General features: G+C 70.5%; 15 protein-coding genes. 8 read left to right on the plus strand and 7 right to left on the minus strand.

Features of this window, described 5'->3' with window-relative positions:
- Together AWB89_RS02345 and AWB89_RS02350 are read right to left on the minus strand one after the other, a co-directional pair.
- A partial coding sequence (locus AWB89_RS02345; RefSeq protein WP_420914888.1) for an FHA domain-containing protein occupies window positions 1-372 on the minus strand: 372 nt, incomplete at its 3' end.
- Window positions 373-438: 66 nt separating this feature from the next.
- Complete coding sequence (locus AWB89_RS02350; protein ID WP_085171447.1) at window positions 439-933, minus strand: MarR family winged helix-turn-helix transcriptional regulator; 495 nt, start codon at window positions 931-933, stop codon at window positions 439-441.
- A 194-nt stretch (window positions 934-1,127) separates the two neighbouring features.
- Here AWB89_RS02350 and AWB89_RS02355 point away from each other — a divergent pair, with 194 nt between their 5' ends.
- Genes AWB89_RS02355 through AWB89_RS02370 form a run of 4 tightly spaced genes read left to right on the plus strand, consistent with a single transcriptional unit; the run spans window position 1,128 to window position 6,192 of the window.
- Complete coding sequence (locus tag AWB89_RS02355; protein WP_241520412.1) at window positions 1,128-3,098, plus strand: ABC transporter ATP-binding protein; 1,971 nt, start codon at window positions 1,128-1,130, stop codon at window positions 3,096-3,098.
- The gene (locus AWB89_RS02360; protein ID WP_085171382.1) at window positions 3,095-3,946 is read left to right on the plus strand and encodes a CbiQ family ECF transporter T component; all 852 of its coding nucleotides are present in this window, start codon (window positions 3,095-3,097) and stop codon (window positions 3,944-3,946) included. The genes AWB89_RS02355 and AWB89_RS02360 overlap by 4 nt, the downstream gene beginning before the upstream one ends.
- Window position 3,947: 1 nt before the next feature.
- The gene (locus tag AWB89_RS02365) at window positions 3,948-4,400 is read left to right on the plus strand and encodes an SRPBCC family protein (RefSeq protein WP_085171383.1); all 453 of its coding nucleotides are present in this window, start codon (window positions 3,948-3,950) and stop codon (window positions 4,398-4,400) included.
- Window positions 4,393-6,192, plus strand: a complete 1,800-nt coding sequence (locus tag AWB89_RS02370) for a sulfatase-like hydrolase/transferase (RefSeq protein WP_085171384.1) — start codon at window positions 4,393-4,395, stop codon at window positions 6,190-6,192. Before AWB89_RS02365 ends, AWB89_RS02370 begins: the two co-directional genes overlap by 8 nt.
- Window positions 6,193-6,204: 12 nt before the next feature.
- On the opposite strand, the gene AWB89_RS02375 is transcribed toward AWB89_RS02370, so the two are convergent.
- Both AWB89_RS02375 and AWB89_RS02380 read right to left on the minus strand, forming a co-directional pair.
- Window positions 6,205-7,356, minus strand: a complete 1,152-nt coding sequence (locus AWB89_RS02375; protein WP_085171448.1) for an alpha/beta fold hydrolase — start codon at window positions 7,354-7,356, stop codon at window positions 6,205-6,207.
- 43 nt (window positions 7,357-7,399) lie between these two features.
- A complete protein-coding gene (locus AWB89_RS02380; RefSeq protein ID WP_085171385.1) occupies window positions 7,400-7,855 on the minus strand; it encodes an Rv2324 family transcriptional regulator in 456 nt (151 codons plus the stop codon).
- Between the two features lie 112 nt (window positions 7,856-7,967).
- Between AWB89_RS02380 and ddaH the strand changes: the two genes are divergently transcribed.
- The 4 genes from ddaH to AWB89_RS02400 are packed head-to-tail and all read left to right on the plus strand — an operon-like array spanning window position 7,968 to window position 12,381.
- Window positions 7,968-8,816: a dimethylargininase gene (gene ddaH, locus AWB89_RS02385; protein WP_085171386.1), complete on the plus strand. Its 849-nt coding sequence runs from the start codon at window positions 7,968-7,970 to the stop codon at window positions 8,814-8,816.
- Window positions 8,816-10,039, plus strand: coding sequence for an ornithine--oxo-acid transaminase (gene rocD / locus AWB89_RS02390; RefSeq protein ID WP_085171387.1), 1,224 nt, complete (start codon window positions 8,816-8,818; stop codon window positions 10,037-10,039). The genes ddaH and rocD overlap by 1 nt, the downstream gene beginning before the upstream one ends.
- A 30-nt stretch (window positions 10,040-10,069) precedes the next feature.
- On the plus strand, window positions 10,070-11,506 hold the full coding sequence (locus AWB89_RS02395) for an amino acid permease (protein WP_085171388.1): 1,437 nt from the start codon (window positions 10,070-10,072) through the stop codon (window positions 11,504-11,506).
- Window positions 11,503-12,381, plus strand: coding sequence for a universal stress protein (locus tag AWB89_RS02400; protein WP_085171389.1), 879 nt, complete (start codon window positions 11,503-11,505; stop codon window positions 12,379-12,381). The genes AWB89_RS02395 and AWB89_RS02400 overlap by 4 nt, the downstream gene beginning before the upstream one ends.
- Before the next feature lie 124 nt (window positions 12,382-12,505).
- On the opposite strand, the gene AWB89_RS02405 is transcribed toward AWB89_RS02400, so the two are convergent.
- From AWB89_RS02405 to AWB89_RS02415, 3 genes are read right to left on the minus strand one after another with little or no spacing between them, the layout of a single operon-like run.
- The gene (locus tag AWB89_RS02405; protein ID WP_085171390.1) at window positions 12,506-13,843 is read right to left on the minus strand and encodes an ABC transporter substrate-binding protein; all 1,338 of its coding nucleotides are present in this window, start codon (window positions 13,841-13,843) and stop codon (window positions 12,506-12,508) included.
- Window positions 13,840-14,664 (minus strand): carbohydrate ABC transporter permease, encoded by an 825-nt coding sequence (locus AWB89_RS02410; RefSeq protein ID WP_085171391.1) that lies wholly within the window; start codon window positions 14,662-14,664, stop codon window positions 13,840-13,842. Before AWB89_RS02410 ends, AWB89_RS02405 begins: the two co-directional genes overlap by 4 nt.
- On the minus strand, window positions 14,651-15,520 hold the full coding sequence (locus AWB89_RS02415; RefSeq protein ID WP_142282430.1) for a carbohydrate ABC transporter permease: 870 nt from the start codon (window positions 15,518-15,520) through the stop codon (window positions 14,651-14,653). Before AWB89_RS02415 ends, AWB89_RS02410 begins: the two co-directional genes overlap by 14 nt.
- Window positions 15,521-15,566 lie beyond the last annotated feature (46 nt).

Consider the following 15,566-nt stretch of genomic DNA (forward strand, 5'->3'; position numbering starts at 1 on the left):
CGGGCGGGGCGGTGGGCCCGTCGGGCGTCCGGGCGGCGGGACGGGCGGGCCGATCTGGAAAACCAGCCGCGGCCCCCGCTGCGGGTCACCGAGCGTGATCGCCTGCCCGGAGTGCAGGTCGACCGTCGACACCCGCGAGCCGTTGACGTACATGCCGCGGGGGCTGTTGTCGATGGCCACCCAGTGACTTCCGGTGAAGCGCAGCACCACGTCGGGCTGGGGTGTCGGCGGGGAGCCGTCACCTGGGCGATCGAGCGGGATGTCGATGCCCCGCCCGCGGCCCACCAGCACGTCACGGCCGGGCGGGAAGACGTACCTCGTCGGTCCGACCCACACGGTCAACGGGGCGGCCGGATTGGCGGACGCCTCCATGCGAATCACCGCCCCCTTCCGCCGCGGCCGTGCCGAACAGACATCTATTCCAGTGTCTACCCGCCGTCAGAGCGGATGGCGGCGCGGGGCGGTCGAGGCGTGCTCGAGCAGCCGCCGCAGCACCCCGACCGCCTCGCTCAGTACCTCGCGGTCCGCGGGCTCGAGCAGGGCCAATTGCGGTTCGATGGCGGCGGCGCGGTCGGCCCGCACGGCGTTGAGGGTGCGGATCCCGTCGGCCGTGATGCGGATGCGCACCGCCCGCGCATCCCCGGGATCGACGGTTCGGGTGACCAGGCCGGCGTCCTCGAGCCGGCGCACCTGCGTGGTCATCGTCGGTTGCGAACAGTGGTCGACGGACGCGAGGTCGCCGATGCGGGCCTCCCCGTGGGCCTCGATGGTGGCCAGCAGCCTGGCCTGCGCCGCGGGCAGCGGCATCTGGATGCGCTGGGTGGCCAGTCGGTTGAGCCGGGCGACGACGGCGAGGAGGTCGGCGCCCAGGCCGGACTGGGATGTGTTTGCGGCGTCAACGACATCGTTGTGGTTGGCGGCGGATGCATTCATGCTTCCATGTTTGCATAGCTTTGCTAAGCGAGACGAGCGCACACGCCCGGGCGCGAAAGCCCCGGTGCGTGGTGTGGCGCGGCGGGTTACTGCTGCGGCCTGGCAGAATCGGTGAAGTGACCGCCCCTCAATCCTCCCCTTCGCGCCATCGGGGCGGACCGCTGCGGCCGGTCGAATTGGCGCAGGCGTCCGTCATGGGGGCGCTGTGCGCGGTGATCGCGATCATCTCCGTGGCCGTTCCGTTCGCGGCGGGGCTGGCCTTGCTGGGCACCGTGCCGACCGGGCTGCTGGCCTACCGTTACCGGCTGCGCGTCCTGGTGGCCGCGACGGTTGCCGCCGGGGTGATCGCCTTCCTGATCGCCGGGCTGGGCGGTTTCATGACCGTCGTTCACTGCGTCTACATCGGCGGCCTCACGGGCGTCATCAAGCGCAAACGCATGGGCACGCCGACCGTGATTGTCTCGTCCCTGATCGCCGGCTTCGCCTTCGGCGCCGCGAACGTCGGCGCGCTGATGGTGATGACCCGGCTGCGGCACCTGATCTTCGAGGTGATGACCGCGAACGTCAACGGTGTCGCCGCCTTCCTGGCACGGGTGCACATGCAGGGCACCGCCGACGACCTGAAGCGGTATTTCGCTGTCGCGGTGCACTATTGGCAGATTCTGGTGCTGCTCTATTACGGCATCGGGATCATGATCGTGTCGGTGATCGGCTGGTGGGCGTTGTCGCGCCTGCTGGAGCGGATGCGCGGCATCCCCGATGTGCACAAGTTGGACGCGTGGGACGGGAGCAACAGCGAGCAGGGCGCCGTCGGCCCGGTGCCGGTGCGCTTCGACAGGGTCCGTTTCCGTTACCCGGGTGCCCGCCAGGACGCGCTGCGCGAGGTCAGCCTGGACCTGCACGCTGGTGAGCACGTCGCGGTGACCGGGCCCAACGGCTCCGGGAAGACCACGCTGATGCTGATCCTGGCCGGCCGGGAACCGACGTCGGGCACCGTGCAGCGCCCCGGTGCCGTCGGACTGGGCAAGCTGGGCGGCACGGCCGTCGTCCTGCAGCACCCCGAAAGCCAGGTGCTGGGCACGCGGGTCGCCGACGACGTGGTCTGGGGGCTGCCGCCCGGCACCAAGATCGACGTGGAGCGGTTGCTGAGCGAGGTCGGCCTCGACGGGCTTGCCGAACGCGAAACCGGCAGCCTGTCCGGCGGCGAACTGCAGCGCCTGGCGCTCGCCGCGGCGATGGCCCGGGAGCCGGCGTTGCTCATCGCCGACGAGGTCACCACCATGGTCGACCAGCAGGGCAGGGAAGCCTTGCTCGGCGTGCTGTCCGGCCTGACCAAGCGGCACCGCACGGCCCTGGTGCACATCACGCACTACAACAATGAGGCCGAATCCGCCGAGCGCACAATCGATCTCAGCGATTCGCCGGACAACACCGGCATGGTCGAGACCGCGGTCGCGCCCGCGCGAAACGGGACGGCCGCTCACGGATCGCACGCGCCGGTCATCGAGCTGGTCGGCGTCGGCCACGAATACGGCATCGGCACCCCTTGGGCCAAGACCGCGCTGCGCGACGTCAGCTTCGCCGTCGAGCAGGGCGACGGCGTCCTGATCCACGGCGGCAACGGATCCGGCAAGTCGACGCTGGCGTGGATCATGGCCGGGCTGACCGTTCCGACCAGCGGCACCTGTCTCATGGACGGCCGGCCGACCCACGAGCAGGTCGGCGCGGTCGCGTTGTCGTTCCAGGCGGCCAGGCTGCAGCTGATGCGGCCCCGCGTCGACCTGGAAGTGGCCTCGGCGGCGGGCTTTTCGCCCCGCGAGCACGACCGCGTCGCCGCGGCGCTGGGCGTCGTGGGCCTCGATCCCACCCTGGCCAGGCGGCGGATCGACCAGCTCAGCGGCGGGCAGATGCGCCGCGTCGTGCTGGCCGGGCTGCTGGCCCGCTCGCCGCGCGCCCTGATCCTCGACGAGCCGCTGGCGGGGCTGGACGCCGCCAGCCAGCGGGGCCTGCTGAGCCTGCTGGAGGATCTGCGCCGGGAGCGTGGCCTGACGGTGGTGGTCATCTCGCACGACTTCGTCGGGCTGGAGGACCTGTGCCCGCGCACCCTGCACCTGCGCAACGGCACGCTGGAACCGGTGCCGGCGGCAGCGGGGGGCATGGCATGACGACAACCTCCGCGCCGTCGCGCGGCGCCACCCGGCGCAACCCTCGCCCGGTCGTGCTGCTGGTCCCGGTGCCCGGCACCTCGACCATCCACGAGCTGTGGGCGGGCACCAAACTGCTGATCGTGTTCGGCGCGTCGGTGCTGCTGACGTTCTACCCCGGCTGGATCACCATCGGTCTGGTGGCGGCGCTGGTCGCGGCGGCCGCCGGCATCGCGCGCATTCCGCGCGGCGTGCTGCCGTCGATGCCGCGGTGGCTGTGGATCGTCATCGCCCTGGGCGGCATCACGGCCGCGCTGGCCGGCGGCAGCCCGAAGGTCGCGCTGGGCGGGCTGGAGATCGGGCTCGGGGGAGCCCTGAACTTCCTGCGCATCACCGCGCTGACGGTCGTGCTGCTCGCCCTGGGGGCGATGGTGTCGTGGACCACCAACGTCGCCGAAATCGGGCCCGCGCTGGCCACTTTGGGCCGACCGCTGAAACTGCTGCGCATCCCGATCGACGAATGGGCCGTCGCGCTGGCGCTGGCCCTGCGCGCCTTCCCGATGTTGATCGACGAATTTCAGGTGCTCTACGCCGCCCGCCGGCTGCGGCCCAAACGCATACCGCGAAGCCGCAAGGCCCGCCGCCGGCGGCACGCCCTGGAGCTGATCGACCTGCTGGCCGCCGCCATCACCGTGACGCTGCGGCGCGCCGACGAGATGGGCGACGCGATCACCGCGCGCGGCGGCACGGGTCAGCTGTCGGCCAATCCGGCGCGGCCGAAGCTGGCGGACTGGGTGACGATCGCGATCGCCGTCGCGACCGGCGCCCTCGCGGTGGCGCTCGAGACGATCTTCCACCTGATGCCCTAGCGTGGCCGACATTCGCCGCAGCCGCAGCGTCGCGGCCCGCCCCGAACAGATCTGGGACGTCCTCGCGGACTTCGGCTCGATCGCTTCGTGGGCGGCCAACGTCGACCACTCGTGCATCCTGTTCTCCGGGCCCGACGGGGCAGCCGTCGGCACGGCGCGGCGGGTTCAGGTCAAGCGCGACGCCCTCGTCGAACGCATCACCGAGTTCGACCCGCCGCGCGCCCTCGCCTACGACATCGAGGGCCTGCCGCGCCTCGTGCGCAGGGTGGCCAACCGCTGGACGCTGGCCGCCGGCCCGGGCGATTCGACCACCATGGGCCTGACCAGCACGGTGGAAATCGGTTCTCGCCCAGACCAAACGCTGGCCGAACGGGTGCTGTGCCGCTTCCTGGCGCGGCAGTCCGACGTGATGCTTGCCGGGCTCGCAACGCGATTGGAGGCCGCCCGTGTCTGATCGCCCCGATGTCGTCATCATCATGACCGACGAGGAACGCGCGGTGCCGCCGTACGAGGCTCCCGACGTCCTCGCCTGGCGCGACCGAATGTTGGCCGGGCGCAAGTGGTTCGACGATCACGGCGTCAGCTTCGTCCGGCACTACACCGGCTCGCTGGCCTGCGTGCCCAGCCGCCCGACGATCTTCACCGGGCACTACCCCGACCTGCACGGCGTCACCCAGACCGACGGCATCGGCAAGACCGCCGACGACTCCCGCATGCGCTGGCTCCGCCAGTGCGAGGTGCCCACGCTGGGCAACTGGTTCCGCGCGGCCGGCTACGACACGCACTACGACGGCAAGTGGCACATCTCGCACGCCGACCTCGTCGATCCGTCCACCGGGCGTTCGCTGGCGACCAACGACGACGACGGCGTCGTCGACGCCACCGCGGTGCGGCGCTACCTGGACGCCGATCCGCTTGCGCCATTCGGCTTTTCGGGATGGGTGGGCCCAGAACCGCACGGCGCGCTGCTGTCCGACGCGGGTATTCGGCGCGACCCGCTGATCGCCGACCGCGTCGTCGCGTGGCTCACCGACCGCTACGCCCGCCGCCGCGCCGGCGACGCGCAAGCGCTGCGCCCGTTCCTGTTGGTGGCCAGCTTTGTGAACCCCCACGACATCGTGCTGTTTCCCACCTGGTCGCGGCGCGGCCCGGTGCAGCCGTCGCCCCTGGATCCGCCGCCGGTGCCCCCGGCGCCCACGGCCGGCGAGGACCTGTCGACCAAGCCGGCCGCCCAGATCGCCTTCCGCGAGGCCTACTACTCGGGCTACGGGCCGGCGCCCGCGGTCAACCGGATCTACGAGCGGAGCGCGCAGCGCTACCGCGACCTGTACTACCGGCTGCACGCCGAGGTGGACGGGCCGATCGACCGGGTCCGGCGGGCGGTCACCGAGGGCGGCTCGGCCAACGCGGTGCTGGTGCGCACCGCCGACCACGGTGACCTGCTCGGCGCACACGGCGGGCTGCACCAGAAATGGTTCAACCTGTACGACGAGGCCACCCGGGTCCCGTTCGTCGTCGCCCGCATCGGCTCGGGTGCCACCCGGCCACGCGTCGTCACCGCGCCCACGTCGCACGTCGACCTGGTCCCGACGCTGCTGTCGGCCGCCGGGGTGGACGTCGCGGCCGTCGCGTCAACGCTCGCCGAGTCGTTCTCGGAAGTCCACGACCTGCCGGGCCGCGACCTCATGCCCGTCGTGGACGGGGCGCCGGCCGACGACTCACGGGCGGTGTACCTGATGACCCGCGACAACATGCTCGAGGGCGATACGGGTGCCTCGGGCCTGGCGCGGCGCCTGAAGCGGACCGTCAATCCGCCCGCGCCGCTGCGGATTCGGGTGCCGGCCTACGTCGGCTCCAACTTCGAGGGATTGGTGGTCCGCGTCGACGACGCGACCGCACCCGGGGGCGCCGGGCACCTGTGGAAGCTGGTCCGCACCTTCGACGACCCGGGCACCTGGACCGAGCCGGGCGTGCGGCACCTCACCGCCAGCGGCCTCGGCGGCGAGGCCTACCGGGCGTCGCCGCTGGACGACCAGTGGGAGCTGTACGACCTGACCGCCGACCCGATCGAAGCCGACAACCGGTGGGCCGATTCGGAGCTGCACGAGCTGCGCGGGCACCTGCGCACGCAACTGAAGCAAGCGCGGGCCGGCTCCGTCCCGGAGCGAAACCGCCCCTGGCCCTACGCATCTCGCCGCCCGCCGGAGCCGTCACCGTCGGGGCTGCGGCGGCTTTTCGGCCCCTGAGGCGGGCAATCGCTAGCGCCGGCGGTCCGGCGTAATCCGGGTGTTCTGCCCGATCAGCGATCGCGCCTGATGCAGGTGCTTGGCCGCCCACCGGCGATACGTCCGCCGCGCCCACGACATCCGCTCGTGCGGGCGCTCGGTGGTTCGCACCAGCTCGAGCTCGACGTGGTCGGGCTCCTCGGTCCCGAGTTCGATCCGCTCGCGCCCGTGGATGAATTCGAGTACCAGCGCGTCGGGGTCCAGCAATTCGCGCTCCCACGCCTCGTGGTCATCGAGGTCCGCTATCCCCATCGTGTCCGCGGCGTTGCGCAGCACCTCGCCCAGTTCGCCGTTGAGCAATTGACGAAAGGCGTCGGCGCCCTGCCGCGGATTGGCGATCATCCAGGAGTGATACGCGTCGGGCACCTTGTACAGCGTGGCGTCGGCCTCGTTGGCCATCTCGCGTGCGTACGGGAACGGCACGATCATGTCTTTTTCGGCGTGCACGATCAGCGTGGGCATCCCCTCGTCGCGCAGTGTGTGCAGCATCGGCGTGTAGTCGCCGGACTCGATGATCGCCTTGATCGTCCGGATGGCCCCGACCGGATAGCGCAGGTTGGGCACCGCCACCGCCGTCAGCACGCGGAAGTACCCGAGTTGCTCCGAAGCGGACAGCTGCGTCGGGTCGCCCAGCGTGTCGCGGACGGCGGTGTAGGCGGCGCCCAGCGCCTTGGCGGGGGACTTCACCAGGTTGGGGATCGAGGTGTCGAACCGGGCCCCGGCCGCCGGGTCGAACAGCACCGCGGCAAGCACCCGCTCCGGTGCGCGCGCGGCCAGCTGGATGGTCATGCGGCCGCCCATCGAATGCCCGACGAACAACGCCTGCCCGATCCCCAGCGCGTCCAGCGTGCGCAACACCGAGTCTGCCCGATCGCTGAAACTGCAGGCGTCGCTGGGCAGCCGCCCGGTGTCGCCGTGGCCCGCGGCGTCGACGGCGACGACCAAAAAGCCCATCCCGGCGATCCGGCTCAGCATGCGCAGATAGGCCCGGCGGCTGAGCAGCAGCCCGTGCATGAACAGCAACGGCACCCCGCGGCCGCCGACCGACATGCCGATCTGGCGCCCGTCATCGAGTTCCACGGTGTGATGGCTGAGGCGGATACGGCTTTGTGATGTCCCCGGCATCGCCACAACGGGATTCCCGGCCGCCCGGCCGTCAAACGGGCGGCTACGCGTTCGAGGGGCGCATGCGGTCGATGAGGTTGGAGAGCACGACGATGCTTTCGCTGCGTTCGATGTCCGCGCTCGAGCGGATGCGTTCCAACGCGGCCTCGAGGTGGCGCATGTCGCGGGCCAGCACGTGCAGGATCGCGTCCGACGTGCCGGTGACCGTCGCTGCACTGACCACCTCAGGCATATCCACCCATGCCGCCCGCAGCCGATCGGGCGCGATCGTGCCGTGGCAGAACACCTGCACGTAGGCCTCCGTCTTCCAGCCGAGCGTGTTGGGGTCGACGACCGTCGTGAAGCCCTTGATCACGCCGTCGTCGAGCATCCGGTCGACGCGACGCTTGACCGCCGGCGCCGAAAGGTTCACCGCCTGGCCGATTTCCGCGAAGGTGGCCCGCGCGTTCAGGGTCAGCTCGGCGAGGATGCGCTCGTCGGTCTCGTCCAGGCGGTCCATCCGCTTCCCCTTTAACAAATCGCCGTAAGACGAATCCTAGCGCAATAAATCGTCTATAGACACGCAAGAAACGTCGTTTGCTTGTTTGAAGCGGCCCGAATACCGTTGATTTATGACGGAATCATTCGTTGTGGCGCCCGCGCCCGTGCCCGCCGCGCCCGTCCGCACGGCCCGGGCGCGCCGGTACGCGATGACCCCGCCGACGCATTTCGCCGTCGAGTACGCGATCAACCCCTGGATGGACGTCGCCAGGCCCGTAGACGCCCGCGTCGCGCAGGCGCAGTGGGAGGCGTTGCGCCGGACGTACATCCGGCTGGGCCACCGGGTGGACGTGATCGAGCCCGCGCCGGGGCTCCCCGACATGGTCTACGCCGCCAACGGCGGCTTCATCGCCGGCGACGTCGCCCTCGTCGCCCGCTTCCGATTCGCCGAGCGGGCCGGCGAGTCGGCGGCCTACGCCGAATGGATGGCATCGCTGGGCTATCGCCCCGTGTCGACCCGCCACGTCAACGAGGGCCAGGGCGACCTGCTGCTGGTCGGCGACATGGTGTTGGCCGGCTACGGCTTTCGCACCGACCGGCGCGCGCACCCGGAGATCGCCGCGGCGCTGGGCATGCCCGTCGTCTCGCTGGAGTTGGTGGATCCGCGGTTCTATCACCTCGACACCGCGCTGGCCGTGCTCGACGACCGCACGATCGCCTACTACCCGCCGGCGTTCAGCGCGTCCGCGCGGGACCTTCTGCGCGCGCTGTTTCCCGACGCGCTCGTGGTCGGCAGCTCCGACGCCTACGTGCTGGGGCTCAACGTCGTTTCCGACGGCCGGCATGTCGTGCTGCCCTCGGCGGCAACGGCTTTCGTCGCGCAGCTGCGTGCGGCCGGGTTCGAGCCGGTCGGCGTGGATCTGTCCGAGCTGCTCAAGGGCGGCGGTTCGGTCAAGTGCTGCACATTGGAGGTGTTCTGATGACGATCCTCGACACCGGAGCCGACTCGGCGATAGCCCTGGTCGAAAGGCATGCGGCGCACAACTATTCGCCGCTTCCCGTGGTGGCCGCCAGCGCCGAGGGCGCCTGGATCACCGACGTCGACGGCCGCCGCTACCTGGATTGCCTGGCCGCCTACTCGGCGGTCAACTTCGGCCATCGCCATCCCGAGATCACCGCGACGGCCCACGCGCAGCTCGACACCCTCACGCTGGTCAGCCGCGCGTTCCATGCCGACAACCTGGGACCGTTCTGCGCGGCGCTCGCCCGGTTGTGCGGCAAAGACATGGTGCTGCCGATGAACTCGGGCGCCGAGGCCGTGGAGAGCGCCTTGAAGGTGGCCCGCAAATGGGGCGCCGACGTCAAGGGCGTCCCGTCGGGTCAGGCGAACATCATCGTGGCCGACAACAACTTTCACGGCCGCACGATCAGCATCGTCAGCTTCTCGTCGGACCCGGCGGCGCGGGACGGATTCGGCCCGTTCACCCCCGGCTTCCGCTCGGTGCCGTTCGGCCACGCCGCCGCGCTGGCCCGCGCGATCGACGACAACACGGTGGCGGTGCTGCTGGAGCCGATCCAGGGCGAGGCCGGCATCGTCGTGCCGCCGGACACATACCTGCCCACCGTCCGCGCGCTGTGCACCGAGCACAACGTGCTGCTGATCGCCGACGAGATCCAGTCGGGGCTGGCCCGCACCGGCTACACGTTCGCCTGCGACCGGTGGGGCGTGGTGCCCGACGTCTACCTGCTCGGCAAGGCGCTGGGCGGCGGGGTGGTCCCGTTGTCGGCGGTGGTCGCCGACCGCGACATCCTCGGCGTGCTGCACCCCGGCGAGCACGGCTCCACCTTCGGCGGCAACCCGCTGGCGGCCGCGATCGGCACCACCGTGGTCGATCTGCTGGAGCGCGGCGAATTCCAGGCCCGGTCGGCGGAATTGGGGGAGCACCTGCACCGTCGCCTGCGAGGGCTGATCGGCGAGGGCGTGGTGGCGGTGCGCGGCCTCGGCTTGTGGGCCGGGGTCGACGTCGATCCGGCGCTGGGCACCGGCAAGGACATCAGCCTGCGACTGGCCCGGCGCGGCGTGCTGGTCAAGGACACCCACGGGTCGACGCTGCGGTTCGCGCCGCCGCTGGTGGTCACCGAGCAGGAGATCGACTGGGCGATTGACCAGTTCGCTGCGGCATTGCGGGAGGCATGCGCATAATCAGCTGATCCAAGCAACAGGGGGGCGCACGTGCCATCCAGCTCGATCAGCCTGACGGAGCAGCTGCTGCGGCGTCGTCCCGTCGCCGGCGCGCACGTCGCACGCGGGGCCGCCGACCACCTCAAGCGCAGCATCGGCACGTTCCAGCTGACCATGTTCGGCGTCGGCTCGACGATCGGCACCGGGATCTTCTTCGTGATGTCCCAGGCGGTGCCCGAAGCCGGGCCCGGGGTGATCGTCTCGTTTTTGATCGCCGGCATCGCCGCCGGCCTCGCGGCCATCTGCTACGCCGAATTGGCCGCGGCGGTGCCGGTTTCGGGGTCGGCCTATTCCTACGCGTACACCACGCTGGGCGAGGCCGTCGCGATGGGCGTCGCGGCGTGCCTGCTGCTGGAGTACGGGGTGTCCACGGCCGCGGTTTCGGTCACCTGGAGCGGATACCTGAACAAGCTGCTGCACAACGTGTTCGGATTTCAGCTGCCGCACGCGCTGTCGGCGGCGCCGTGGGACGCGGAACCGGGCATCGTGAACCTGCCGGCAATCATCCTGATCGTGATGTGCGCGCTGCTGCTGGTCCGCGGTGCCAGCGAGTCGGCCAAGGTCAACACCATCATGGTGCTCACCAAGCTTGGCGTGCTGATCATGTTCGTCATCCTGGCGTTCACGGCCTTCGACCTCGGCCGGCTCAGGGACTTCGCCCCGTTCGGCGTCGCCGGCATCGGCTCGGCGGCCGGCACCATCTTCTTCTCCTATATCGGCCTGGACGCGGTGTCGACGGCGGGCGACGAGGTCAAGGACCCGCAAAAGACCATGCCGCGCGCGATCATCGCGGCGCTGCTGACGGTCACCGGCGTGTACGTCCTCGTCGCGCTGGCCGCGCTCGGCACCCAGCCGTGGCGGGACTTCGCGGCGCAGCAAGAGGCGGGGCTGGCCACCATCCTCGACAACGTCACCCACGGCAGGTGGGCCAGCACGATTCTGGCCGCCGGCGCCGTCATCTCGATCTTCTCGGTCACGCTGGTCACCATGTACGGCATGACGCGGATCCTGTTCGCCATGGGCCGCGACGGGCTGCTGCCGTCGCGATTCGCCACGGTGAATGTGCGCACCATGACCCCGGTGAGCAACACGGTGATCGTCGCGGTGGCCGCGGGGGGCCTGGCCGCCTTCGTCCCGCTCGACAAGCTGACGGACATGGTGTCCATCGGCACCCTGACGGCGTTCATCGTCGTCTCCCTCGGGGTGATCATCCTGCGCGTGCGCGAACCCGACCTACCGCGGGCGTTCAAGGTGCCGGGTTACCCCGTCACGCCGGCCCTTTCGGTGCTCGCGTGCGGCTACATCCTGATCAGCCTGCACTGGTACACCTGGATCGCGTTCGCCGCGTGGATCTGCGCGGCGCTGATCTTCTACTTCGCGTGGGGCCGCCACCACAGCGCGCTCAACGCCGTGCAGGAATCGCCGTGAGCGTGGTCGTCGGGTACCGGGCCGGCGAGGTCGGCCTGTCCGGGTTGCACCTGGCCGTCCGCGCCGCGCGCTCGCTGCGCACCTCGCTCGTCGTGGCGACCATCGTGCCCAGGCCCTGGCTCACACCGTCGTTCGCCCGCGTGGACGCCGAGTACGAGCAGTGGGCCGAGCACCTGGCCGCGGACTCGGCGAACGAGGCCGCGCGTTTCCTCGGCGAGGTGTCCGACGGCATCGACGTCGCCTACCTGCAGCGCGCGCACCGATCGGTGTCGGGTGGCCTCGTCGAGGTCGTCGAGGAAGTCGGCGGGGAGGTGGTTGTGCTCGGGTCGTTGCCCAGCGGCGGACCCGGTCCGGTGGTGATCGGAACGACCGCCGACTGGCTGTTGCACGCCTCGCCCGTGCCGGTCGCCATCAGCCCACCCGGATACCGCGCCCACACAGGCGGATTGACGCGGCTTACGTGTGCCTACGCGGCCACGCCGGACTCGGTCGAGGTGGTGCGCCGATGCTCCGAGGCCGCGCAGCGATTCGGGGTGCCGCTGCGGGTGATCACGTTCGCCGTCCGGGGCAAGACGATGTACCCGCCCGAGGTGGGACTGGACGCCGAGGACCAGATCCTCGAGGCATGGGCGGCGCAGGCGCGAGACATCTTGGCGGGCTTGAAGACCGACGGGGTTGTTGGCGACGACGTCGCGCTGGACGTGGTCACCGGCCACGACTGGGGCGGGGCGCTGCACAAGGTGGACTGGCAGGACGGCGAGATCCTGGCGATGGGCACCCGGCCGCGCGACGAGATCCGCCGGGTGTTCCTCGGCTCGCGCAGCGCCAAGATCATTCGCGAGAGCCCGGTGCCGGTGCTGGTGCTGCCCGGCTAGCTAGCGCCGCTCGGCGGCGGGCCCGCCGCGCCGAACGTGCACTGGTGGCGGAGAATCGCCGAAAACCTCGCCCTGAGTGCACGTTGGGCGACGCCGCCCGAGCCGCCCGAACCCGACGCGCCGCTCAGCGGCGGGCGGCGGCGTTGGCCGCCTCCTGCGCCTTCCGCAGAATCGCGCCGACATCGCCGCGGCCCAAGAACATTTCGTCGAAATAGCTTTGCATGGCGGTGTATCCCGAGGGGAAGCCGGCGCCGGTGGGCGCGGGGATGCGGGGGCCGTTCAGCACCGCGAAGAAGGGGGTGACGTCGATGCCCTCGGCGGCCCAGTGGTCGAAGTAGACCCGCTGGGCCGACAGCACCGCGGGGATGGCCGCACCGTTGCGGCCCAGGTATTCGTTGCCCTCGCGGCTGCCCATCCAGGCCAGCACCTGGCGCACCGCGTCCGGGTGTTTGGTCGCCGAATTACCGGCCGCGGCAATGCCGTTGGTGACGCTCACCCGGCCGACGGGTCCGGCCGGCATCATGGCCACGCCCCAGCGGAACCGGGCATCGCGGGCGACCGGCTCCAGGTTGTAGGTGCCGGACTGGAACAGCGCCATCCGGCCCGCCAGAAACTGATTGCGGGAGAAGTCGCCGTTGTCGTTGGTGTCGGCGGCCGGCGGCGCGACGTGGTCGACGTTGATCAGGTGGACCAGATAGCGGAAGGCCGCCGCCGCGGCCGGGTTGTCGAAGGCGAACTCGTCGCCACGCTGGAACACCCCGCCCGCCGACCCGATGTAGTTCAGGTAGATCCCCTGCGGGTCGTTGGCCGCGTTGTATCCCCACTGACGAACCCGACCGGGATCGAAACGCGGTGTGCTCGCGGCGTTTCCGTCGGCGTCGAGGGTCAGCCGGGCCAGCAGCGGGCGCAGGGTGTCGCCGCCGTTCGGGCTCCACCGCAGGCCGGCCAGCTGCGCCGGGTCGACCCCGGCCGCCCCGAGCAGGTCGGCGTTGTAGAACAGCGCGATCCCGGCGTCGGTCAGCTGCGGCACGCCCCACAGCACACCGCCGCGGGTGAACTGGTCCACCACCGCCGGATCCCAGTCCGCGGCGGCGCCCGGGCTGAGCGTCTTGCCGATGTCCAGCAGCCGGCCGCTGTCGGCGTAGGCGGCGAGGTAGGCGTTGGACAGCCAGAAGATGTCGTCGACGCTGCCGCCGGCCATGTCGGTGCGCAGGGTGTCGAAGTACGTCGAATAGGCCACGATGTTGGGCCGCACCTCGATGTCGGGATGCGCGCGGTTGAAGGCCTCGAACGACCGCTGGTAGGCCGCGGCGATCTGGTCGGCCCACAGCCGCACCTTGATGACGATCTTGCCGCCGTGCGGCTCGCCGGAGTAGTCCAGCAGCATCGCCATGGCGGCCAGCAGCACCGCGACGAGCACCAGCGACCCCGCGATCAGCGTGGACGAACGCGGCCGGGTCACTTCAGCCCCGAGACCACGATCGAGGCGACGATGTGGCGCTGGAAGCCGACGAACAGCGTGATCAGCGGAACGATCGCGAGCGTCGTCGCCGCCATCACCAGCGTCCACTGGGAGTTGAAGCGGGACTGCAGGTCCGCGGTCGCCACGGTGAGCACCCGCCACTTGTGCCCGCTGGTGATCACCAGCGGCCACATGAAGTTGTTCCACTGCGACACCACGGTGATCAGCGCCAAGGCGGCCAGGACCGGCCGGCTGGACGGGATCACCACGTGCACGATCACGTCCAGGGTGTTGGCGCCGTCCAGGCGCGCGGCGTTGATCAGGTCGTTGGGGATGAGCCGAAAGTGCTCGCGCAGCAAGAAGATCGCGTACGGCGAGCCGAACATGAACGGCAGCACCAACGCCCAGAACGTGTTGCGCAGGCCCAGCTGGGCCATCATCAGATACATCGGCACCACTGTGACCGTGGCGGGCACCATCAGCGTGGCGATGTAGACCCAGAACAGCGCGTCGCGCCCCGGAAAGTGCAAGCGCGCGAATGCGAATGCCGCCAGCACCGAGAAGGTGAGCTGACCCACCAGGATCACCGCGGTCATCAGCGCCGTCACCGCCGCCGCGCGGCCGAACCCGGCGCCGCCCAGGTCGGCGTAGTTGGCCAGCGTGGGCGGGTGCGGCCATTGCAGCGGGGTGCCGGTGACGAATTGGTGCGCCGACGTGAACGATGTGAGCAGGCCAAGCGCGAACGGCGCCAACGTGATCAGCGCGCCCATCATCAGCCCGGCGTAGATGACCCAATTGGCGAGGCGGCTAGACCAGGTCATAGCTGATCCGCCGCCGGAAGTACAGGTGCTGCACGACGGTGACCCCGATCAGGATCACGAACAGCACCACCGCCATGACCGAGGCCCGTCCGATGGCCGCCGACCCGAAGGCCTCGGCGTAGATGCGGTGGGCCACCAGGTCGGTGCGGCCGGCCGGGCCGCCGCCGGTCAGGGCGTACACCATGTCGAAAACCTGTGCCGTGCTGACGATCCCGGTCACCAGGACGAAGAACATGGTCGGGCGCAGCAGGGGCAGGGTGATGCGCCAGAACCGTTGCCACGCGTTGGCGCCGTCGGTGCGCGCGGCCCGGTGGATGTCGTCGGGGATGGCCAGCAGGCCGGCCAGGAACGACAGCGAGACGTAGCCGACGTTCGTCCACACCACGACCGCCGACACCAGCGGCAGCGCGAAGCTGGGGTCGGAGAGCCACCCGATGCTGTGCCCGAGCACGGCGCTGACGGCCCCATCGGTCGGGGCCAGGATCCATCGCCACAGCACCGCGATCGCCAGCGGCGCGCAGATCCACGGCAGCACGTACACCGTCCGGAACAGGCCGGTGCCGGGAAGGTTGCGGGCCAGCATCGACGCGGCCAGCAGCCCCAGGACCGTCTGCGCGGGGACCACGATCGCCACGAAGACGGCGGTGACCACCAGCGAGTTGCCGAAGCCGCCGTCGGCGAGCACCGACCGCCAGTTGGCCAGGCCCACGTAGCGCAGCGGCCCCAGCAAGTCCCACCGGTACAGGCTGAGCCAGATCATCACGAGGATCGGCAGCAGCAGAAAGGCGAGCACACCGAACAGGCTGGGCGCCAATAAGGCATAGCCCAGCGCGGTGGATCGCGGCTGCTTTCTCAGCACGGCGCTGGCCATGGAGCTAATTTAAGCGGGCGGCGCCGTGCGC

The organism is Mycobacterium paraense (assembly GCF_002101815.1).
Taxonomy (GTDB): Bacteria; Actinomycetota; Actinomycetes; order Mycobacteriales; family Mycobacteriaceae; genus Mycobacterium; species Mycobacterium paraense.